Source organism: Variovorax sp. J22R115, from assembly GCF_030317005.1.
Lineage (GTDB): Bacteria > Pseudomonadota > Gammaproteobacteria > Burkholderiales > Burkholderiaceae_C > Variovorax.
On the sequence record NZ_JASZYM010000006.1, the window covers coordinates 117,036 to 137,822 of the forward strand.

The 20,787-nt window shown below is 65.5% G+C and carries 20 protein-coding genes; 10 read left to right on the forward strand and 10 right to left on the reverse strand.

The window, feature by feature from the left end; translation table 11 throughout:
* Window positions 1–7: 7 nt before the first annotated feature.
* The 5 genes from QTI04_RS12200 to QTI04_RS12220 are packed head-to-tail and all read right to left on the reverse strand — an operon-like array spanning window position 8 to window position 3,294.
* The gene (locus QTI04_RS12200; RefSeq protein ID WP_286615906.1) at window positions 8–622 is read right to left on the reverse strand and encodes a hypothetical protein; all 615 of its coding nucleotides are present in this window, start codon (window positions 620–622) and stop codon (window positions 8–10) included.
* The gene (locus QTI04_RS12205) at window positions 619–1,821 is read right to left on the reverse strand and encodes a PilW family protein (protein ID WP_286615907.1); all 1,203 of its coding nucleotides are present in this window, start codon (window positions 1,819–1,821) and stop codon (window positions 619–621) included. Before QTI04_RS12205 ends, QTI04_RS12200 begins: the two co-directional genes overlap by 4 nt.
* The gene (gene pilV, locus QTI04_RS12210) at window positions 1,818–2,210 is read right to left on the reverse strand and encodes a type IV pilus modification protein PilV (RefSeq protein WP_286615908.1); all 393 of its coding nucleotides are present in this window, start codon (window positions 2,208–2,210) and stop codon (window positions 1,818–1,820) included. The genes QTI04_RS12205 and pilV overlap by 4 nt, the downstream gene beginning before the upstream one ends.
* On the reverse strand, window positions 2,207–2,833 hold the full coding sequence (locus tag QTI04_RS12215) for a prepilin-type N-terminal cleavage/methylation domain-containing protein (protein WP_286615909.1): 627 nt from the start codon (window positions 2,831–2,833) through the stop codon (window positions 2,207–2,209). The genes pilV and QTI04_RS12215 overlap by 4 nt, the downstream gene beginning before the upstream one ends.
* Window positions 2,827–3,294 (reverse strand): type IV pilin protein, encoded by a 468-nt coding sequence (locus tag QTI04_RS12220; protein WP_286615911.1) that lies wholly within the window; start codon window positions 3,292–3,294, stop codon window positions 2,827–2,829. The genes QTI04_RS12215 and QTI04_RS12220 overlap by 7 nt, the downstream gene beginning before the upstream one ends.
* A 628-nt stretch (window positions 3,295–3,922) precedes the next feature.
* On the opposite strand from QTI04_RS12220, the gene QTI04_RS12225 reads away from it, so the two are divergent.
* On the forward strand, window positions 3,923–4,276 hold the full coding sequence (locus QTI04_RS12225) for an alpha/beta hydrolase (RefSeq protein WP_286615913.1): 354 nt from the start codon (window positions 3,923–3,925) through the stop codon (window positions 4,274–4,276).
* A gap of 134 nt (window positions 4,277–4,410) precedes the next feature.
* Window positions 4,411–5,748 carry an MFS family transporter gene (locus QTI04_RS12230; RefSeq protein WP_286615914.1) on the forward strand — a complete coding sequence of 446 codons (1,338 nt, stop codon included), beginning with the start codon at window positions 4,411–4,413 and terminating at the stop codon, window positions 5,746–5,748.
* A gap of 23 nt (window positions 5,749–5,771) precedes the next feature.
* On the opposite strand, the gene QTI04_RS12235 is transcribed toward QTI04_RS12230, so the two are convergent.
* Window positions 5,772–6,503, reverse strand: coding sequence for a FadR/GntR family transcriptional regulator (locus tag QTI04_RS12235; RefSeq protein WP_286615916.1), 732 nt, complete (start codon window positions 6,501–6,503; stop codon window positions 5,772–5,774).
* Between the two features lie 126 nt (window positions 6,504–6,629).
* Between QTI04_RS12235 and QTI04_RS12240 the strand changes: the two genes are divergently transcribed.
* From QTI04_RS12240 to QTI04_RS12255, 4 genes are all read left to right on the forward strand, one after another.
* Window positions 6,630–7,826, forward strand: a complete 1,197-nt coding sequence (locus QTI04_RS12240) for a mandelate racemase/muconate lactonizing enzyme family protein (RefSeq protein ID WP_286615918.1) — start codon at window positions 6,630–6,632, stop codon at window positions 7,824–7,826.
* A 41-nt stretch (window positions 7,827–7,867) separates the two neighbouring features.
* Window positions 7,868–8,824: a 2-hydroxyacid dehydrogenase gene (locus tag QTI04_RS12245; protein ID WP_286615920.1), complete on the forward strand. Its 957-nt coding sequence runs from the start codon at window positions 7,868–7,870 to the stop codon at window positions 8,822–8,824.
* A 59-nt stretch (window positions 8,825–8,883) separates the two neighbouring features.
* Complete coding sequence (locus QTI04_RS12250; RefSeq protein ID WP_286603149.1) at window positions 8,884–9,903, forward strand: tripartite tricarboxylate transporter substrate binding protein; 1,020 nt, start codon at window positions 8,884–8,886, stop codon at window positions 9,901–9,903.
* Window positions 9,904–10,025: 122 nt separating this feature from the next.
* Entirely contained in the window at window positions 10,026–11,006 is a 981-nt protein-coding gene (locus tag QTI04_RS12255; RefSeq protein WP_286615922.1) for a tripartite tricarboxylate transporter substrate binding protein, read from the forward strand.
* 122 nt (window positions 11,007–11,128) lie between these two features.
* On the opposite strand, the gene QTI04_RS12260 is transcribed toward QTI04_RS12255, so the two are convergent.
* From QTI04_RS12260 to QTI04_RS12270, 3 genes are read right to left on the reverse strand one after another with little or no spacing between them, the layout of a single operon-like run.
* Complete coding sequence (locus QTI04_RS12260) at window positions 11,129–11,881, reverse strand: GntR family transcriptional regulator (protein ID WP_286603147.1); 753 nt, start codon at window positions 11,879–11,881, stop codon at window positions 11,129–11,131.
* A gap of 52 nt (window positions 11,882–11,933) precedes the next feature.
* Entirely contained in the window at window positions 11,934–12,926 is a 993-nt protein-coding gene (locus QTI04_RS12265; protein WP_286603145.1) for a CoA ester lyase, read from the reverse strand.
* A gap of 15 nt (window positions 12,927–12,941) precedes the next feature.
* A complete protein-coding gene (locus tag QTI04_RS12270) occupies window positions 12,942–14,006 on the reverse strand; it encodes a MaoC family dehydratase (RefSeq protein ID WP_286615924.1) in 1,065 nt (354 codons plus the stop codon).
* Between the two features lie 172 nt (window positions 14,007–14,178).
* Between QTI04_RS12270 and QTI04_RS12275 the strand changes: the two genes are divergently transcribed.
* Together QTI04_RS12275 and QTI04_RS12280 are read left to right on the forward strand one after the other, a co-directional pair.
* The gene (locus tag QTI04_RS12275) at window positions 14,179–15,396 is read left to right on the forward strand and encodes a CaiB/BaiF CoA-transferase family protein (protein WP_286615926.1); all 1,218 of its coding nucleotides are present in this window, start codon (window positions 14,179–14,181) and stop codon (window positions 15,394–15,396) included.
* A 2-nt stretch (window positions 15,397–15,398) separates the two neighbouring features.
* A complete protein-coding gene (locus QTI04_RS12280; RefSeq protein ID WP_336621884.1) occupies window positions 15,399–16,466 on the forward strand; it encodes a tripartite tricarboxylate transporter substrate-binding protein in 1,068 nt (355 codons plus the stop codon).
* A 100-nt stretch (window positions 16,467–16,566) separates the two neighbouring features.
* Here QTI04_RS12280 and QTI04_RS12285 read toward each other — a convergent pair whose 3' ends face one another.
* A complete protein-coding gene (locus QTI04_RS12285; protein WP_286615927.1) occupies window positions 16,567–17,589 on the reverse strand; it encodes a fatty acid desaturase family protein in 1,023 nt (340 codons plus the stop codon).
* A gap of 62 nt (window positions 17,590–17,651) precedes the next feature.
* Between QTI04_RS12285 and QTI04_RS12290 the strand changes: the two genes are divergently transcribed.
* Entirely contained in the window at window positions 17,652–18,683 is a 1,032-nt protein-coding gene (locus QTI04_RS12290; protein WP_286615928.1) for a GlxA family transcriptional regulator, read from the forward strand.
* Between the two features lie 405 nt (window positions 18,684–19,088).
* Complete coding sequence (locus QTI04_RS12295; RefSeq protein ID WP_286615929.1) at window positions 19,089–20,723, forward strand: AMP-binding protein; 1,635 nt, start codon at window positions 19,089–19,091, stop codon at window positions 20,721–20,723.
* The last annotated feature ends 64 nt before the right edge of the window (window positions 20,724–20,787 follow it).

Consider the following 20,787-nt stretch of genomic DNA (forward strand, 5'->3'; position numbering starts at 1 on the left):
TCTCTTGTCATGTCTGGGGCTTGGTGAAGGACGACTGCAGGAAGACCTGTGTGTCGCGAGGGCCATCGACGCGCACGCTCAGGCGGTAGATCAACGTGGCAGGCGGCGGCAGATCCTCGCGGGCGCGCTGGCTGCTGCCGCCGGTGACCTGGGTGTTCAGCGGCGCGTAGACGCAGCCCTTGGGCCCGAGCGTGGCCGCCGCGCCCACGTCACTGCACAGGCGGTCGATCACATACCAGATCGTCACCTTGTCGACGGCGTTCTCGATCTTGGTCGTGGCCACGGCACCGTAGGCCTCCGTGCTCAGCAACGCCTGCGGAATGCCCCGGGCGTTGGTGGGCAGTGTCTTGGCGCTGTAGTTCAGGGCCTGGTTGCTGTCGATGTCGGCCGTGGCGCCTGCGAGGCCGCCCGTTCTGAACTCCGTCAGGACCTTCTGGGCCGCCTGCTCGCCGCGATTGACCAGGTCGCGCTTGAAGGCCAGGTTGCCCGCACTGAACAGCGAGGCATTCATCGAGCGGACCACCGCCACACCGCCGGCCAGCAGCACGACCAGGATGATCAGGCAGAACAGGAGCACGACGCCGCGCTCGCGCGGCCTCGGCAGTGGCGAGGGGAGTTTCATAGTTTGGGGAGCAACAGAACGTTGCGCAGCGGGATGGTGAAATCGACCACGCGATGGCGGTAGTGCTGGTCGTCGTCGCTGAGGGTCACGGTCTGGTGCAGCGCCGTTTCGGTCAGATCGCCGAACAGCTTGAGGGCGGTCGGTGCCACCTTTTCGCCGCTGTCCTTCGCCTTCTCGTAGTGGCTGGTGCGCAGGACCAGCGCAATCCGCACCGCTGCGATGCTGCGGGCCGTGAGCGGCGTGCTCATGACGTTCGCGATCGCGTAGTCGCCCGTGGGCGCGACCCATTTCGTGAACGCGCCGGTGGCCGGATCGACCAGCCCGTAGATCGCCTGCATGCGCACGACGCCTTCGGCGATGGCCTGGGCATCGTCGTTGCCGCCGCTTCGGAGCAGGTCATAGCTGAACAGGGTGCGATTGGCGCCGACACCGAACAGCTGGAATTGCACGTTGTTGGCGACCGCATTGCCGAGCGGCGACAGGTAGGCAGCTCCGCTGCCGGCCAGGGTGGCCAGTGCGCCGCCCCCGGCCGTGTAGTAGGTGCTGCCCAGTGGCAGCAGTTCGTTGTCGGCTTCGTCCTTGAAGCCGGGGCTGGCGGCGGAGACCTGTTCGAGCAGGCAGTCGGTGGTCCCGCTCTGGCTGACCAGCGCCAGGTCGTCCTGCTTCATGCCGATGGTGTTGTCCAGGCGCAGGATGTTGGCGCTGGCCCCGCTGGACCGGATGATGCGCGGAACGTCGCCTGCGGCCGCGTTGCCGCCCATCACGACCAGCACGTCCGACAGTGCGTCGGTGCCTTGTCCACTCGCGATCATCAGCGGCGCGACGCGCAGATTGGCGCTGCCCGCGGCACCGCCGAGGAACTTGTCGAAGGGCACCGGAAAGGCTGCGGCGCGTGGAAGGATCGCCGCCGCACCGCGCGCCGCAGTGAGCTTGCAGCCGAAGACGCCGCCAAGGTCCCACGACTGCGCAAAGCCCGAGCCCGCGCTGCGGACCGCGCGGTCGAGCAGGTAGGCGGCATAGGAGCCGGACTGGCCCATGTCGTTGGTGCTGGTGGTCGAGCGCTTCGTCGCCTCCCCGAAGGTCACGGCGCTGGTGACCGCCAGCGTGACGATCAGGCCGATGACGACGGACACCATCAGTTCGATCAGCGTCAGGCCGCGCTGGCGACCTCTCGAATCGGTCAGGATGCTTCTGGTCATGGCAGTACCACGCGGGTGACGAGGCGGGCCGGCGGGTCCGACGCCGGTTTCGAGGGCGCTCGCCAGGTGATCGAGACATCGGCGGCACTGCCGTCGATCACCACCTCGCCCTGGCCGGAGGCGAGTGCTTTCGCCACGCGCGCCTTCCACGGTGTCAGCGATGCCTCGGGCACGGTCAGCGAGCTGTTGAGCCACATCAAGGTGGCCGCTTCGTTCGCGAGCATCGCGGCGCGGTTGCGGTCCTCGGCATCGGTCGAGAACGTGATGGCGCGCGCCTGCAGGCCGATCAGGCCGAGGATGCCGAATGAAAAAATCAGGATCGCCACCAGCACTTCGAGCAAGGCAATGCCTGTCTGCTGGCGATTGCGGGGAGGGATCTTGGCGTTCATGGTGGGCAACCGTCGGGGTGGGTGGCATCCAGCGTCTTCGCCGGATCGCATAGACGGACCTGGCCGCCGAGAGCGACATTCACTTGCAGCGGCCGGTCGGCGCCCAAGTTCAGGTCGCTGTAGGTGACGCCGTAGGTCTGAACGGGAGGTGCGGAAGTCGGCAGGCTGCAGGTGCCGGCGTTTTCACCGGGGTTGTCGTTGGCGACCACCCTGCCGAGCGAGTTGAAGCAGATCGAGGCCGGACCCGTGATGCTGATGGTCGAGCCGAGGTCGGTCAGGACGCCGGACTCGATGAAGGCGCTGGTCTCGTCGGCCATCATGCTCGGCACGGTCTTGATGACCCAGTTCTTGCCGTTGCGCTTGGCCGTGTAGGTCGTACTGGTGGCCTTGTCGTCGGTCAGCGAGAAGACCACCTGACGGCTTCGGCGCAGCGATTCGGTCTGAGCCAGGCGCAGGCCGTCCTGCAGCGAGTCGCTGACGGTGCGCAAGCGGCTGTTGCGGATCCACGCGCTCATCGAGGGCATCGCCAGTCCGACAAGGATCGTCAACACCACCATCGTGACGAGCATCTCGATGAGCGTGAAGCCTGCGACGCGCCCGGCAACGCGGCGGCGCGTCAGCACGTCTGCCCCTTCTTCAGGATCCAGGCGGAGTCGCAGGTGTTCCAGCCCGAGCCAGAGGGAACGCCGGTGGTCTTGCGCACATTCGCCTGGTCGATCGTGTAGATCGCGCCACTGACGGGTCCGCTGCCCGTCGCCGTGACGGTGTAGGCGGTGTCGGTCAACCCGTCGCTGCAGCTGAGCACGAAGTTGCCGAAGGTGCGCGCCGCTGCGGAAGCCGAACAAGGCGAGAGAAAGGTGGTGCCGACGTCCTTGTAGGTCCGGTTGTCCTGGTAGTGGCGCTCCATGTTGGCGCGCAGGGTGGCCATGGCATTGGTCGCATCCACCACCTGCCCGCGCCTCACGTAGTCCGAATAGGCTGGAATGGCGATGGCGGCAAGGATGCCCACGATGGCCACGGTGATCAGGACTTCGATCAGCGTGAAGCCGGCCGATCGGCTTCGTTCTTGCGCAGTGTTTGGCACTTGTTGACCTTTGAATCAGACGAACGGATTAATACAAAAGGTGACCGAGTGTCACAAGATGTGTATTTTTGTGTACTACCGTTCGTCGGCTGCTTCGAACCGTCCGTCCGCGCTGGACGGCCGCCTACACGTCAAAAGGTCGGGCAGGTGAAGGCGCCGTTCACTGGGCCGAAGAAGGGCTCAGCGGCCGCGACGAGAGATACAGAGTGTTTGCGCCCACTTCGTGCAGAAGTTCCACCGGATGGCGCCCGCCGGGAATAGCGTTCCTCCGGGACAAGGTGCCCAAGGTCACTCGATCCTCATCCTTGATTTGACGGGGCTGCGTTCACCGCTCCGAACGGGAAGCGAGCGGCCATGAAGGCCTCGCGTGCGGCCACTTCGAGCGCTGCGTGCCCACGCCCCGCGCCTTGCCGCGCAGCGAGTGAAAGACTGACACCACGGGGACTTCAACTGGGGCGCGACGGCCCAATGCTTGCGGCCCGAGCCTTCGAGGCCCCGTGTGCCCGGTCAGACATCGTTTCCGTTTCGTGAACATGCTGGTTCCGGTTGACAAGGGTTTTCCCCTAGTCCCCCATGAGAGACTTCTTGTCATGGGTTCGTGCCCGGAACAACATCCAAAGGAAGCACCATGAAGACCTCGAAGATCCTCGCTGCAATGGCTCTGTCCACTCTCGTCATCGCTGGCGCTCACGCGGAGACCTACGAGGGTGTGCACCCCCTGACGTCGTCTGCCAGCCGCGCCGATGTCGCGCGCGAAGCCGTTGCCGCAGCGCACGCGGGCAACGTGTACGGCGATGCCGCTGGCACGGGCGCCAACGCCGAGCCCTTTACCTCGACCGCAAGCCGCGCAGAAGTTCGCGCTCAGGCCGTCGCCAAGGCGAGCGAAAACCGCGACAGTCTCGACCGCCGATCCTTCTACCGCGACCAGGTGCCGGCCCAATTCAATTCGGGCCCGTCCCTCACGCGGCAAGCCTCGCGCTGATCGACCGTTCTCGCGGTCGCGCCTGAGCGTTTCGCGCACCTGTCGCGGCGCCGGCAGACCACGCCGACGCGCACGATGCTGCAACACATCTGGCGCCCGGATAGCACGCAGATATTCAGAGAGTCGCCTTTTCAATGAGCACAGTCACGTCCGCCGCAGGGTCGGTACCCGGCGATTCCGCCACATCCCACCGGCCCTACACCAGCGAAGAGAAGCGGCATCGCATCTTCGCGATCATGGCGGCCTCCTCGGGCAACCTGGTCGAGTGGTTCGACTTCTACGTCTACGCCTTCAGCGCGCTGTACTTCGCGCCGTCCTTCTTTCCCAAGTCCGACCCGACCGCGCAGTTGCTCAACACGGCAGGCGTGTTCGCCGCCGGCTTCCTGATGCGGCCGATCGGCGGCTGGCTCTTCGGCCGCGTGGCCGACAAGTACGGCCGCAGGACATCGATGCTGATCTCGGTCACGATGATGTGTGCCGGCTCGCTCGCCATCGCCTGCCTTCCCACCTACGCGGCCATCGGCGCGTGGGCGCCCTTCCTGCTGCTGGTCTGCCGCCTGTTCCAGGGCCTCTCGGTGGGTGGCGAATACGGCACCACGGCCACCTACATGAGCGAGGTGGCGCTGCGCGGACAGCGCGGCTTCTTCTCGTCGTTCCAGTACGTGACGCTCATCGGCGGCCAGTTGCTGGCGGTGCTGGTGATCGTGATCCTCGAGCAATTGCTGAGCGAAGCCGAGCTCAAGGCCTGGGGCTGGCGCATTCCCTTCGTGATCGGCGCCGTCGCGGCGGTGGTCGCGCTCTTCCTGCGTCGCACGCTGCACGAGACTCAGACCGCGGAGTCGCGCGCCAACAAGGAGGCGGGCAGCCTGGCGGGGATCTTCAAGCATCACAGGGCGGCCTTCTTCACGGTGCTGGGCTACACGGCCGGCGGCTCGCTGATCTTCTACACCTTCACGACCTACATGCAGAAGTACCTGGTCAACACGGTGGGCCTGCCGATCAAGACCACGAGCTACGTGATGACCTTCGCGCTCTTCGTCTACATGTGCATGCAACCGGTGTTCGGCGCGCTGTCCGACCGCATCGGGCGGCGCAACAACATGCTGCTGTTCGGTGGTTTGGGTGCTCTGATGACGGTGCCGATCCTCACCTTGCTGCAGGGCGTGACGAGCCCGGTGGTCGCCTTCTTGCTGATCATCCTGGCGCTCGCGATCGTGAGCTTCTACACCTCCATCAGCGGCATCGTGAAGGCCGAGATGTTCCCGCCCGAAGTGCGCGCGCTCGGAGTGGGCCTGGCGTATGCCGTGGCCAATGCGCTGTTCGGTGGCTCCGCCGAGTACGTGGCGCTGGGCCTCAAGTCGCTGGGCCACGAGTCGGCGTTCTACTGGTACGTGACCGGGATGATGGTGCTGGCCTTCGTCGTGGCCTTTCGGCTGCCGCGGCAGGCGAGCTACCTGCACCACGATCACTGAAAGCGGACCTTCGGGTCGGCGAGTCAGTGGCCGAACAGTCGCGCGATGCCCCCGCGTAGATGCGCCTCCATGGCCTGCCGCGCGGCTGCGGTGTCCTGTTGCTCGATGGCCTGCTCCACGGCTGCGTGCTCCTGACACACGCCGGTCCGTCGCTGCCCCTGCGGCCGCCCCGAGAGACTGCGTGAGAGTCCGATGCTGAAGCGGGTCTGCGGTGCCAGGGCGTTCATCGTCATGCCGAAGAAGCGGTTGCCACAGGCTTGGGCCACCGCGTCGTGGAAGGCGATGTCTTCTGCCACGGCATCGCTTCCGTCTGCAAGGGCCTGCTCAAAGCGCTCGCGGCACAGCCGGATGTGGTGCATCTGATCGGTGGTGCGCGCCAGCGCCGCGCGGGCGGCGGCTTCGCCTTCCATGAAGCACCGGAACTCCAGAAAGGCGCGGATGTCGGCGATGTTCTCGAGCGTGCTGAGCGAGATGGGCTTGGCCTGAGGCAGCGCATCCGTGACGAAAGTGCCCGAGCCCTTGCGCGCGTAGACACGCCCCTCGTCGCGAAGGCGCGCCAGCGCCTGGCGCAGCACCGGGCGCGACACGCCAAGGCGCTGTGACAGAGCCGTTTCACCGGGCAGGCGTGCGCGCGGCTCGAAGCCCGGCGTGCCCAGCAGTTGCATCAGGTCCTCGTAGACCTTGTCTCCCAGCAACCGGTCCGCGCCGTGTGCGTGCGTGGCCAAATCCGTGGCGTCTGAAACGGGTGCTTTCATATAACAGCTCTTTACAGGGTAATCGGCGAGACAGAGGGAACTCTCGGGTGCGGACAATTCACTTCAGGCGCAGATTCCTCGATGAACTCCCAGATTTCTCTCCAAAGATATAAAAAGCTGTAAATCATGTCAACCATCCGCTGCCTCCGTACCTACCGTCTGCCGGACCGGCCCAGCCTGATCTGGCTCGAGCTGGAGACCAGCGATGGCCTGGTCGGCCTGGGGGAGACCTTTCGCGGTGCGGCCTCGGTCGAGACCTGCCTGCACGAGGAACTCGCGCCCTGGCTGCTGGGGCGCGATGCGAGGCACATCGAGGGCATCTCGCGCCACCTGCTCACGCCCTACGTCGGCTTCAACAGTTCCGGTGTGGAGGTGCGTTCGGCCAGTGCCGTCGACATCGCGTTGTGGGACCTGGCGGGCCAGCGCCAGGGCGTGCCCGTCTACGAGGCGCTCGGCGGTGGCGCGCGCCTGAGCGTACCCGTCTACAACACCTGCGCGGGCTACAGCTTCAACACCGCCGGCAAGCGTCGCGACATCGGCACGGACGACCAGTCCCAGGGGCCCTACGACGACCAGGTGGCCTTCATGCGCGACGCCGGCACGCTCGCGCGCAGCCTGCTCGACGAAGGCTACAAGGCCATGAAGATCTGGCCCTTCGACATCTATGCGCCCGCCAGCGGCGGCCACCTGATCACCCTGCCCGACCTGGAAAAGGGCCTGCAGCCGTTCCGCCAGATCCGCGAGGCGGTCGGCAATCGCATCGAAGTGATGTGCGAACTGCACAGCCTGTTCGGCGGCCACTCGGCCTTGCGCATCTGCCAGGCGCTGGAGGAATACAACGTGTTCTGGGTCGAGGATCCGCTGTGCAAGATGGACGACGCCGCCGGTCTCGCCGACCTGCGGCGGCGCACGCGCGTGCCGGTGTGCGGCAGCGAAACGCTGGGCGGCCTGCGCCCCTTCCGCGACCTGCTGGCCGCCGACGCGCTGGACGTGGTGATGCTGGACCTGGCCTGGTGCGGCGGCTTCACCGAAGGGCGCAAGATCGCAGGGCTGGCCCAGGCCTACAACCGGCCGCTGGCGCCGCACGACTGCACCGGCCCCATCACCCTGATGGCGGGGCTGCACATGGCACTGCATGCGCCGACGGCCATCTACCAGGAGGTGGTGCGCGCCACGCTGGCCACCTGGTACCGCGACATCGTCACCGACCTGCCGGTGATCCGCGAGGGCATGGCCCAGCCGCCCGTGGCGCCCGGGATCGGGACCCGCCTGCAGGACGCCTTCAAGCAGCGGTCGGATCTCATCGTCCGCGAAAGCCGCTAGCGACATTGCCAGGTCGTGCCACCTCTTCTACACAAGACTCCATGCATACCCAGATCGTCGGACTCCATGCGCCGAACGCGCCCCGCTTGCGCGAGCTTCTCGGCCCCGGGCACGAGGTCGAGGCGCTGCAGGGCTTCCCCGCGTCCGGCCCCATTCAGGCGGACGTCGTCATCAGCAACAGCGTCAGCGCCGACGAGGCCGCGCGCCTGCGCTGCCGGCTGCTGCACGTGCCCGGCGCCGGATCGGAACAGATCGCTTGCCCGGCGCTGCCTTCGGGAACCACGGTGTGCAATGTGCACGGCCACGAAGTCCCGATCGCCGAGTTCACGCTGCATGCCGTCCTGGAGCACTTCCTGCAACTCTGGCAGTACCCGGCGCGCCTTGACGCGGCGGCTTGGGCCGAGGCCTATGCCAGCCGCGCTCAGCACGACGAGGCCGATGGCAAGACCGTCGCCATCCTGGGTTTCGGCCACATCGGGCAAGAGATCGCGCGGCGCGCGCGGGCCTTCGGCATGCACGTGATCGCCGTCACGCGCAGCGGCAAGCAGGGATCGGCGGAACTGGCCGACGCGTACGTTCCCGTGTCGACGCTGGACGATGTGCTTCCCCGGGTCCACTGCCTGGTGCTCTGCTGCCCGCTGGACGACAGCACCCGCGGCCTCATCGGTGCGCGCCAGCTCGCACTGCTGCCCGCGCGGTCGCTGCTGGTCAACGTGGCGCGTGCGGAGGTGGTGGACGAGCAGGCACTGTACGAAGCCCTGCGCGACAAGCCCCTGGCGCGGGCCGTCCTCGACGTCTGGTACCAGTACCCGAAGAAGGACCAGGCGGTGAATCCATCACGCTGGCCGCTGCACGAGCTCCCCAACGTACGCGCCACGCCGCACATCTCGGCCATGACGCCGGCCCTGCTCGACCGCCGCTACCGCTTCATGGCGCAGAACATCGAGCGCCTGCAGCAGGGGCAGCCGCTCTTGAACGTGATCTACCGAGTCCCCTGACCGCTTCCCACCCGCTCGCAGCCACGCGAACGCCCCGTCACACATCAACGGAGATGCCCATGAAAGCCGAGACTTCAATCACCCTGTCCGCCCCCGCCAGGGCCCGACGCGCCCTGCTCGGCATGGCCGCGGCGGCCATGCTGGCGGGTGGCACGTGCCTGCCGGTCCATGCGCAAGACGCGGCGAGCTACCCGAGCAGGATGATCCGCATCACGGTGCCCAACCCGGCGGGCGGCACCTCCGACGTGCTGGGTCGCCTGCTGGCCAAGGAGTTGGGCGAGATGCTCAAGCAGCCGGTGATCGTGGAGAACAAGGCCGGCGGCAATGGCAACATCGGCGCGGCGTTCGTGGCCAAGTCCGCCCCGGACGGCTACAACCTGTTGCTGCTGGACATGAGTGTGCTGACCATCGGCCCGAGCGTGTCGCCGCAAACCACCTACAACCCCCAGAAGGACCTGACGCCGATCGCGATTCCGGCCTATTCGCCGCACCTGCTGGTGGTACGAAACGATCTCCCCGTGAAGAACCTGGACGAACTCGCCGCCTACGCCAAGAAGAGCGGCAAGCCGCCGAGCTTCGGCACGCCGCTGGCCTCCATCAGCCAGCTCGCGGGCATCCTGCTCGCGCAGGACCGCGGCTTCGAGTTCAATATCATCGGCTACAAGGGTGGCGCCCAGGCCCTGGCCGACCTCGCGGGCGGCCAGATCGACAGCGCGATGGCGAGCGTGGTCGCCACCAACCAGCTGGTGAAGGGCGGCAAGGTCAAGGCCATTGCAGTCACGAGCGCCAAGCCGTTTGCGGCGACTCCCGGTGTGCCGACCGTGGCCTCGCAGATCCCCAACTTCGTCACGGGTTCCTGGCAGGGACTGCTGGCGCCCGCCAACACACCGCCTGCCGTGCTCGACAAGCTGCAGGACGCCGTGCAGCGCATCGTGACGCGCCCCGAATTCGCCAAGCAGCTGCAGGAGCTCGGCTCCGAGCCCTCGGCCATGAACCGCCAGCAGATCGCGGAATGGATGCGTACCGAGACCCAGCGCTGGGGCAAGGTGGTCAAGGACAACAACATCAAGGCGGAGTAGGTCGCGACGCAACGGTCGCCGGCATTCGTCCCCGGATGTCGGTCGTCAGTCTGCAGTCGAGCGAGACCGATGGAGGCAGCCTACGGTGGCCATCCCGTCACCGTCATCCACAGGAGAGTCTCATGAAGAATCAGGTGACCGCAGTCGTGGCGGCGTGCGCTCTTGCGCTGGGGGCAGCAATGGGTCCGTCGGCCCACGCGCAGGCCTGGCCCCAGAAAGCAGTGACGATCGTCGTGCCTTTTCCCGCCGGCGGTGCGACAGACATGCTGGCGCGTGCCCTCTCCGCGAAGATGCAAGCGAACCTGGGCAAGTCCTTCGTCGTTGACAATCGTGCAGGTGCCGGTGGCACCATCGGCGCCGCCCAGGTGGCACGCGCCCCCGCCGATGGCTACACGCTACTGGTCGCATCGCTGGCGCCCTTCGCGGTGGCGCCGCATTTGATCAAGAGTCTGCCTTTCGATCCTCGCAAGGACTTCGATCTGCTCACGGTCGCTGTTCAAGCGCCAAACGTACTGGTAGTGCCGGCCGCCTCGCCGCACAAGACGCTGGCGGATGTGCTCTCCTCCGAGAAGGCCCATCCTGGCCGCATGACCTTCGCGTCGTCTGGCAATGGTGCTTCCGACCATCTCACAGCGGAGCTGATGTGGCAGCGCACCGGCACCACCGGGGTCCATGTGCCTTACAAAGGCGGTGCGCCTGCGATCTCCGACCTGCTGGGCAATCAGGTGGACGCTTCGTTCCAGAACGTCAACGCGGTGCTGTCGCAGATCAACGCCGGCAAGCTGCGCGCATTGGCCACCACTGGCGACAAGCGCTCGCCGGTGCTACCTGATGTGCCGACACTGACGGAGGCTGGCGTAAAAGACCTGAGCGTGTACTCGTGGCAAGGCGTAGCAGCGCCGAAGGGCCTGCCACCAGACGTGAAACAAAGGATCCACGCCGCATTGATCGCCGCGCCCGGCGATGCAGATGTGAAGAAGAAGTTCGCCGAACTCGGGCTCGAAGTCGTCGGCAACACCCCCGAGCAATTCGCCGCCTTCCAACTGATCGAGTACGCGCGGTGGAAGAAGGTGATCGAGACCGGGAAGATCACCGCAGACTGAGCCAAAGGCTGAAGCAGGCCAGAGAGATCAACGCCACAAGATCCGTCTTCCCTATTGCCTGCATCGTGGCCCTGGTCGCCGGTGACGTGCAAGGGGCGGCACCTTGCCCGAACTTCGGCCAATCAGGTTCCGCGACGAGTACGCCGGAGTTGCGTCAGCAAGCTCCGGCGCTCGGCCGGATACACGGTCTCGCTGATCTCGAGCAACTCGTTCTTGATGTTCTTGTAGTGCCGCAGGACGCGCAATCCTGCAGAGTCTTTCGGAATCTGCAACGCGGCGGCCACGGCAGCATCGATCAAGACAGCGTCCGCGATCTGCAGCACGTCCGTGATCGATTCACCGCAGCGCCCTTCGATCATCGAACTGATGAGGACCTGGGGTTGCTGCAGGACCTCATCTCGTATCGCGGCGAAGCGCCTGTCCACGTAGAAGTTGGCTACCGCCAAGGGCTTCCCATCGCGTGTGTCGACGCGAAATCCGCTGAACACGAGCCAGTTGCTGCCCATCGGCGCCTGCAACCGGCGGGCGCTGTTTCGGTCCAGCGTGATCTCCTTGACGGCCTCGATCTGGCGAACCTCGCTCGCGGCAACGCGAACGAGGTCCTCGATCGAGTCGACCGTCTGGACGTAATGCGTCGCGGCATCGACGTTTTCCACCCGGGTGCCGATCGACTTCTTGCGAGAGACATAGCCTCGCTCCTGCAGGATGTCGAGTGCGGCACGAACCGTCTGCCGGCTGACACCGTACTGCTGCGCCATGGCGACCTCGGTCGGCAACAGACTGCCCACCGCGTAGCGGCGTCCGGTGATCTCTTCGGTCAACCTTCTGGCAAGGTCGACGTACAGGGAGGAAGCTGGACTGGCAGACTTGGGCATCGGAAAGGCAGGCTAGGTCCGGACATTGTAAAGGCCCGTCCCGCAGCGAGCCTCAGGCGAAAAACTGCTCGGCTGCTGCCTTGGACAAGGTCATGCCGGTGGCCTTGGCTTTTTCCAGGACGACCCAGAAGTAGCGATAGGTGGCCCGGTCATGCAACTCACCCTTGTACTGCGTCGGCCCCCAGTCCGCCTTCTGGGCGGCCACCAGGATCTCGGACGCATCGGCGACCTCTTCGTAGGCAGGCTGCATGGCTTCGACGATGGGCTTGATCTGCGCGGGATAGATGCTCCACATCCGCAGGAATCCAAACTCGCCGCGCGCACGCGCCGCGTCCTGCCGTACCACCTCGGCATCCTTGAGGTTCAGGCACACGTTGTGGGCGGGCACGACACCATTGGCAAGGGCAGCGGCCGCAACCTCGGCCTTGGCACGGGCGATCAGCCGGTGCTCGAACTGGCCAGGGCTGCGCATTTGGGACGCTGCGATGGCGCCGTGGTGTCCGCTCACGAAGTCCATCAGCCCGAAGTCGAGGACTTCCAGGTTCGGGATGGTCGCGATCTGCGCGACGTCGCGCAAGGCGCCGTGCGTTTCCACCAGGATGTGGAGCGGGATCGTGCGCTCCAGTCCGAGGCGGCGGGCGGTGTCCTGCACGTAGGCCGCCGCCGTCTCGGCTTGCGCGAACGAGGTTGCCTTCGGAACGGTGATGTAGGCGATGTCGCGGCCGGCCTTCGCCAGCAGAATGTCCACGTCTTCCTTCCACGAGGGGTGCGAAGGATCATGGATGCGCACGCCGATCCGCTTGAAGACGTTGTGCGGCGACGCCACCGCGTCGGCGACCATGTTCGCATGCGCGACCTCCTCGCCCGCGGGCGCTCCGTCCTCGCAGTCGGCCGTGATGTCGAAGATCGGGCCGTAGTCGGTCTGCAGCGCAAGCGCCTTGTCGATCAGTTTCTTGCTGCCAGCGAAGTGTTCGCAGGCAGCGAGCACGGGGAACGGCTTTTCGCCGGCGAACAGTGCGTCCTTGGGATGTACGAGCTTTTCCATGGTTCTTCCTTGGGTTCAGGGTTGCTTTTTCGGGATGGCGACGGTGTAGTCGAGGTCCAGCACGACCTCGCTGGGGAAACGGGGTTTCGGGACGCCGGGTTCGGGTAGTGCGATGGCGCCGGCAGTGCCGATGTTCTTGGCACCGATGGTGCGCAGGCGCAAGGCGCCGACTTCGCCGGCGAGGGCATAGGTGTCCACGACCTGCGTCACGCAGGAGAGCGTGTCACCGGCGAACACCGGTGCCACGTGGCTCCCGCCGTTGAGGGCGAGCATGCCAAGGCAGTTCTCCAGCCCGTCGTAGGCCAAGGATCTGCAGAGCGAGATCACGTGCCCGCCGTAGACCAGGCGTTGGCCCGCGGGACTCTGCGCCATCAGGTGGGCGTCGAAATGCGCCTTGGCCGTGTTCTGGTAGAGACGCGCCGCGATGCTGTGGTCACTGTCGTTGACCGTCATGGAGCCCACGTGGTCGATCCGTTCACCCACGGCGTAGTCTTCCCAAAGGTCATCGAACCCGGTGACGCCGGTGACGTACCTCGTCTGTGTGAACTCGGGGACCACCAGACGCGACGGGTCGACATGCGTGGGTAGCGGCGGCATTGGCGTCGCCTGTGCAGCGACGCCGTCCGTCTGTCGCTTGTGCACCATGACCCATCGCACATAGGTCAGGACAGCCTCCCCTGCCTGATTCGTCGCGGTGGACCGCACGTAGACCACGCCGTTCTTGCCGTTCGAGTTCTCCTTGGTAGCCAGCACCTCGCTGGTCACTGTCAGGGTGTCGCCGGCATACACGGGCTGCAGGAAACGAGCATCGGCGTAGCCCAGATTGGCGACGGCGTTGAGCGACAGCTCGGGGACTGTCTTGCCGAAGACGACGTTGAACACCAGCAGGTCTTCCATCGGCGCGGAGCGAAGGCCAAGCGCCACCGCCGTGGTGGCCGCGGTATTCAAGGCGGACCGGCTGCCGGTCAGACCGATGTAGAGGCTGCGATCGCCCTCGCCCAGGGTTCGGGGAACGCCGTGCCGAAGGACTTGCCCCGGCTTGAAGTCCTCGAAGAAGTTGCCGCTCCTGCTTTTCGACATGTCAGGGTTTCCTTCTAAAAAATGTGAGTTGCTGGCTTGTAGGTACGTACCTAGTGGCGATATGATACATCAAACGACGTCTTTGTACGTACCTAGATAGTAGGTTATCTCGGCACGCTACAAGCGTCACTACGCCGCACGCGCGGTCCACGTACGTACCAAGGAGATGGAAATGTTCAGTTCAGGTGCACTATCGGATGTCAGGGTCATCGACCTCACGCAAATGCTTGCAGGGCCTTTCTGCACGCAGGTCCTGGCCGACCACGGCGCCCAGGTCGTCAAGGTCGAGCCGCCCGAGGGCGAGGGGATGCGACGCACGGGCCCCTTCCTGCCGGACGACGAGTTCCGGTCGTTCGGCGGGTATTTCCAAAGCGTCAACCGGAACAAGGGCTCGATTGCACTGGACCTGAAACATCCCGAGGGCCGGCAGGTGCTGAAGGAACTGGTGTCTTCCGCAGACGTGCTGGTCGAGAATTTCCGCGGCGGCGTGATGGAGCGACTCGGTCTTTCATACGAAGAGCTCTCGGCGATCAATCCTGCCCTCGTGTATGCCACCGTGCGCGGCTTTGGCGATCGACGCAGCGGTGAAAGTCCTTACTACGAATGGCCCGCCTACGACGTGGTTGCACAGGCAATGGGCGGCATCATGGGCATTACCGGACCCGACGAGCACTCGCCGACCAAGATCGGCCCTGGCGTCGGCGATACCGTGCCTGCGCTGATGCTCGCCATCGGCATCCTCTCCGCGGTGCATCACGCACGCAGGACGGGCGAAGGTCAGTTCGTCGACGTGTCGATGGTCGACTGCATCCTGGCGCTGACCGAGCGCATCGTCTACCAGCGCTCGTACCAGGGCGTCGCTCCGAGGCCAGAGGGCAACAAGCACCCGTTGCTCTGCCCCTTCGGGCTGTTCGAGGCGAAGGATGGATGGGTGTCGATCGCCTGCGCGACCGACGCGCTATGGCGCAAGTTGGCCCATGCGATGGAACGCCCCGATCTGGCGGAAGCACCCGAATGCGCGACCAACGCTGCGCGGGTGCAGCATGCGGACCTGGTCATCGGGGCATTGCAGGCCTTCACCAGGCAAAGAACCAAGGACGAACTCAAGGCGATCCTGGGCGGGCAAGTCCCGTTCGGACCGGTCTACACCGCGGCGGACGTGTTTGGGGACGCGCACTTCCAGGTGCGCAACATGTTGGTGGAGGTCGACCACCCCGGCAGCGAGCGTCGGGTCACCATTGCCGGCGTGCCGATCAAGCTCAGTCGAACGCCAGGCGGCATCGCGCGAAGAGCGCCGATGGTCGGCGAAGACACGGACCGAGTCCTGCGGAGTATCGGCATGCCGGTCGACCGCATTCGCGAGCTCCGTGCAACGGGTGTGGTGGGCTGAGCATGAGCAAGTACCCGCGCATCGCCGCATTCAATCCCGATTCAAACAACCTCGACAAACAGGACATTCGCACCATGCTCGCTAGCTATTCACTGACGACCCGGCGTTCCTTCGCGCTCTTGTCACTCGCCTTCGCCGCTGCGGGACCCACGATCGCAGCACCCTATCCGGAACGCGCCGTGACCTGGGTCGTACCGTTTGCTGCTGGAGGTCCCGCCGACGCTCTGGCCCGGAACATCGCCGAGAAGGTTGCCGAGAAACTGGGGCGACCCATCATCATCGACAACGTGGGCGGCGCAGGCGGCACCATCGGCGCGGCCAAGGTCGCCCGGGCGCCGAAGGACGGCTACACGTTCCTGCTTGGTCATGTCGGCCAGATGGCAGCGGCGCCTTCGCTCTACAAGAAGCTTCCATACGATCCGATGAAGGACTTCGAACCAGTGCTCAGGCTGCCCGACACACCGCTGCTCCTGCTTGTTGGAGTCAACTCACCTTACAAGACCGCCCAGCAACTGGTGGCGGCGGCAAAGGCAAAGCCTGGCACCATCAATTTCGGCAACGCAGGCATTGGGTCCACATCCCATCTGGTGGGCGCGCTGTTCGCTCAACGCGCGGGTATCGAAGTGACTTCTGTTTCCTACAAGGGCGCAGCACCGGCCATGGTGGACGTGGTGTCAGGTCAGGTCGATGCAATGTTCGACCAGAGCAATACCGCGCTGGCACAGGTCCTGGGTGGCCGCGTGCGAGCCATCGTCCAGACGGGGGCAAGGCGCTTGCCGCAGTTCGCCGACGTGCCCACAGTCGCGGAAGCAACCATCCCCGGTTTCTCTGCGGTGACCTGGTATGGCCTCTACGCGCCGGAGGGCACTCCTGCGTCCGTGCGAGCGGCCATGTACAGCGCCTATCGGAAGGCTCTCGACGAGCCCGCCTTGCGCAGCCGCCTGGTCGCACAGGGCATCCAGCTGCTGCCAGATGAAGAGTACAGCGCCGACGCGCTGAGGAAGCTCACTGCGGACGAAAGCAGCCGATGGAAGGGTGTGATTGGCCGGGCGAGAATCGTTGCCGAGTAGGTGGTCGGTCGGCCATGCGCTTCGATTCCTGGGGCGATCACATGGCGTCCGGCCTGAGACGAGTGCCGTGGCACGCAGCCCTCGTCGTCGACCGACAGTGCTAGTCAATTTTCAGCACAGAAACGATGTCGGGACGCCGCTTGCCGACGAGGCTCCTTATGACCTCGGCATAGCCTCCAGCCACGTGGGCTTGCTCCAAGGCGCCCTTGTCCCGCAGCAGCTGGTGCAGGCGCCGGAGGTTGTACGAGGGCACAGTCGGTGCCAGATGGTGCTCGACGTGGTAGTTGACGAAGTTGGGCGCAAACAGCATGCGCTCCCACCACCCCGCATGCACCGTCCGGGTGTTGGACCAGATGTCTTGGCTCATGGTGCCGGGCAGCGCGCCATGTTCGGCGGCGTTGCGAACGCGGCTGACCAGCATGTAGACGGTCAGCCAAGTGGCTGGCCACAGCAGATAGGCGATCGGGTGACCACCAGCCCACAGCAGGGCGAGCGCCGCCGTGTGCACCAGCAGGATGCGGCGGGCGTTCCACAGCAGGTGGCGCACGCTGCGCTTTCCCGGACCACCGCCACCCACTGCTGTGGGTTCGACACTCTGCTTCTTGTAGGCGTAGCCGAAGCGCAGCTTTTCGGGCTCGGCATGGGCGTACAGCACGACCAGCGTGGCCGCCGCCTTCAGGCCAGTCAGGCCGATCAGATCGCGCAAGACTTTGCGCGCCAACGAGGCCCGGCTCACCGGGTAGCCACGGTAGTTGGGCAGGTCCGGATCGTCGACGGTGCCGGTCTTCACATGGTGGGTCATGTGATAGCTGCGATAGACCGACAGGTCGGCGAAAACCGGCGCGGCGCACAGCCACTGCCCGATCCAGTCGTTCAACGGGCGTGAGGGCGTGAAGGAGCGATGCGCGCACTCGTGCATCAGGATGCCCAGTCCCAGCTGGCGACCGGCCAGCACGAGCATGGCCAGCGCCACGGTCGCAACGCCCGGCCAGGCGACGACGACGGCAAAGCTGGCCACGATCAGGCTCCAGTTGACCAACAGCATCCAGATGGCCTTCCAGTTGGACTTGCGCTGCAAGTTCAGCAGCTCTTCGCGGTTCAGCAGCTTGCGTACGTCATTCATGGGTCCATCCAATGTCGATCTCGATGCCTGATTGAAGCAGAGCAAGCGCAGAATCTGTTGTCATGAAACGCCAGATACATGACATGAACGCAGGCGCGCCCGCCGGCCCGGTGCGCGCTGCCATCGTGCTTCCAGACCGGCCCTGGGCAGGCTCGGTGCTGTTGGTGCGCGACCTGCTCCAAGCCGCCGGCACCTTGGCGACGCGCAGTGACGACATTGCCGCAAGCGCGCTGTTCGACGTGCGCCTGGTCGCGCGCAGCAGATCACCGGTCATCAGCTTCGGGGGTCTGCCACTCGCGCCGGACCTGACGCTGAAGCGAAGCGGCGACTTCCGCGTGGTGGTCGTTCCCGCCCAGTTCGCGCCAGCGGCCGAGACGACCGAAGACGATGCAGCGTACGGCCGATGGCTGCGACAGCAGCACGCGCGTGGCGCATTGCTGATGAGCTTCGGCGGCGCGCTTCTGCTGGCCAAGTCAGGCTTGCTCGATGGGCGGGCGGCCACCGGTCTGCTGAGCGAACGAGCAATCATCCAGCGCCGTTTTCCAACGATCCGCTACCAGCCCTCACGCAGGATCGTGGCCGCACCGGACATCGTCACGGTCTGCGGCATCGGCCCCACGGTCGACGCCTGTGCCCACCTGATCGAGCGATTCTTCGGTATGCCGCGCGCCCGTCGCTTTCTGCGTCATACCAGCACCGAGGCGCTACCTGCCGACAACAAGCTCGCGCTGTGGAGCGCGCCGTACAAGGCCCACGGTGACGCGCAGGTGCTGGCGGTGCAGGAGGTGCTCGAGCGCGAGTTGGATCCGGTGCCGAGCCTGGCCGCGCTGGCGCAGCACGTCGGCTTGAGCGAGCGCAGCCTGTCGCGCCGCTTTGCCGACGCCGTCGGATTCAATGTGCGCCAGTACGTGGCGAACCTGCGGCTGGAACACGCCGACCATCTGCTCGCTTCGACACGTCTGCCGCTGGCGCATGTGGCGCGCGAGTGCGGCTATTCGAGCGCCAGCGCCCTGAGTCGGGCCTTTGCCAAGATGCGCGGCAAGGCGCCCCGTCGCCACCGACTCGATCATGCGGCCTGGCATCAGCGATGTTGATCCGGCGCCCCGCCGCATCCAGCGGAGCGATCGCGATGTGAACCACTGACGCTGCACTACAGGGATATTTCATTCCCTCATCGTCTTGACGCGAGTCGACTCGCGCATGGGCCGTTTCGGCTTGGAGGATTGGCAGAGATTGACCCGAATCTGTCGGAGTGCAACCTAGGCGTGAACCCCCCGGATGTCTACATTCGATCTCCACCGATGCAGTGCCGACTTGAGCGCCGCCAAGTCACTGGAGACAACGCGAACGACACCATGGATGCGTTGCGCCCAGCGACCGTCGACGCCGCGAACGACCGGGTCGCGCATCGTCGCTAGACAGCAGGCATTGCGGCAATGTTCGCGAACGTCGAGACCTTCGAACCTACTTCAAATCATCAAGCCATTAAGGAGACAAAGATGAATCAACGCCCCTGGGTCCAGTCGTACGGCGACATTGCGCCGCACATCAACCCCGACGCTCACGGCTCGATCGTCGAGTTGCTCGAGCAGGCCATGGTGCGCTACGCCGACAAGACCGCTTTCCGCTCGTTCGGCCAGAGCCTGAGCTTCCGCGATGTCGACAGGTTGTCCGCACGCTTCGCAAGCTATCTGCAACGCGAGCTCGGCGTGCGCAAGGGCGACCGCATCGCGGTGATGATGCCCAACCTGGCAGCCTTCCCGGTCGTCTTCCTGGGCATCGCACGCCTGGGTGCGGTGCAGGTCAACGTCAATCCGCTCTACACACCGCGGGAACTCGCGCACCAGCTCAACGATGCGGGCGTGCAGATCATTGTCCTGTTCAATGGATCCACGCCGACGCTCGCCGAGGTGGTCGAGCAAAGCCCCGTCGTGCACATCATCACGGTCAGCCCCGGCGACGCTTTGCCGAAGCCGCTGCCCGGGCCCGCGCCCGATGCGAGGCTCGGCGCCGTCATGCCTCTGTCGGACATCCTGAACGAAGACAAGTCGTCCGACTACCAGGCCCCGGCGATCACCGGCGACGACCTGCTGTTCCTGCAGTACACCGGCGGCACGACCGGCCTGTCGAAGGGCGCCTGCCTGTCGCATCGCAACTTGGTGGCCAACACCGAGCAGTACAAGGCCTTCATGCACTCGACCATACTGCCGGGCGATGAAGTGGTGGTGACGGCCCTGCCGCTCTATCACATCTTTGCGCTGATGGTGAACTTCATCAGCTACTTCTCCGTCGGGGCCGAGAACTGGCTGGTGGCCAATCCGCGCGACATGGACGGCCTGATCGACACGCTCAAGCAGTCCCGCATGACGGTGTTCACGGGCGTCAACACGCTCTATGCGGGCCTGGCCGCGCACCCACGCCTGAAAGAAGTGGACTTCTCGAATCTGCGCCTGTCCGCCGGCGGTGGCGCAGCCGTGATCGAAGCCACGGCCGCACGCTGGAAGGACCTCACGGGCTGCCTGATTCTCGAGGGTTACGGACTTTCGGAAACGAGCCCGGTACTGTCGATCAACCCGCCGTCCGTCGGCAAGTTCTCCAACACGACGGGGTTGCCGTTGCCCTCGACGGACATCAAGCTGATCGACGACGCGGGCCGCGAGGTCACCCTGGGCGAGCCCGGCGAGATCTGCGCTCGCGGGCCGCAGGTGATGAGCGGCTACTGGCAACAGCCCGAGGCCAACGCGGCCGCCTTCACGGCCGACGGGTACTTTCGCACCGGCGATGTCGGCGTCCTGGACGAGCAAGGATTCCTGAAGATCGTCGACCGCATCAAGGACATGATCATCGTCTCCGGATTCAACGTCTACCCGAACGAGATCGAATCAGTCGCGACCGCATGCCCCGGCGTGGCCGAGTGCGCGTGCGTGGGCGTGCCGGATGAGAAAACGGGCGAGGCCTTGCGCCTGTTCGTCGTGCAGGCGCCGGGCGCGAGGCTGACCGAGCAGGATGTCATCGACCATTGCCGCGCATCGCTGGCCGGCTACAAGGTCCCCAAGCTCGTGCGCATCGTCGAGGCCCTTCCCAAGTCCACCGTGGGGAAGATCCTTAGGCGCGAGTTGCGGGACGTCGCCTAGCGCAACCACCAACGGGCGCACGTCTTTGGGTGCGGTCGGCCCACGCTGCTGATGACGGGCGCGC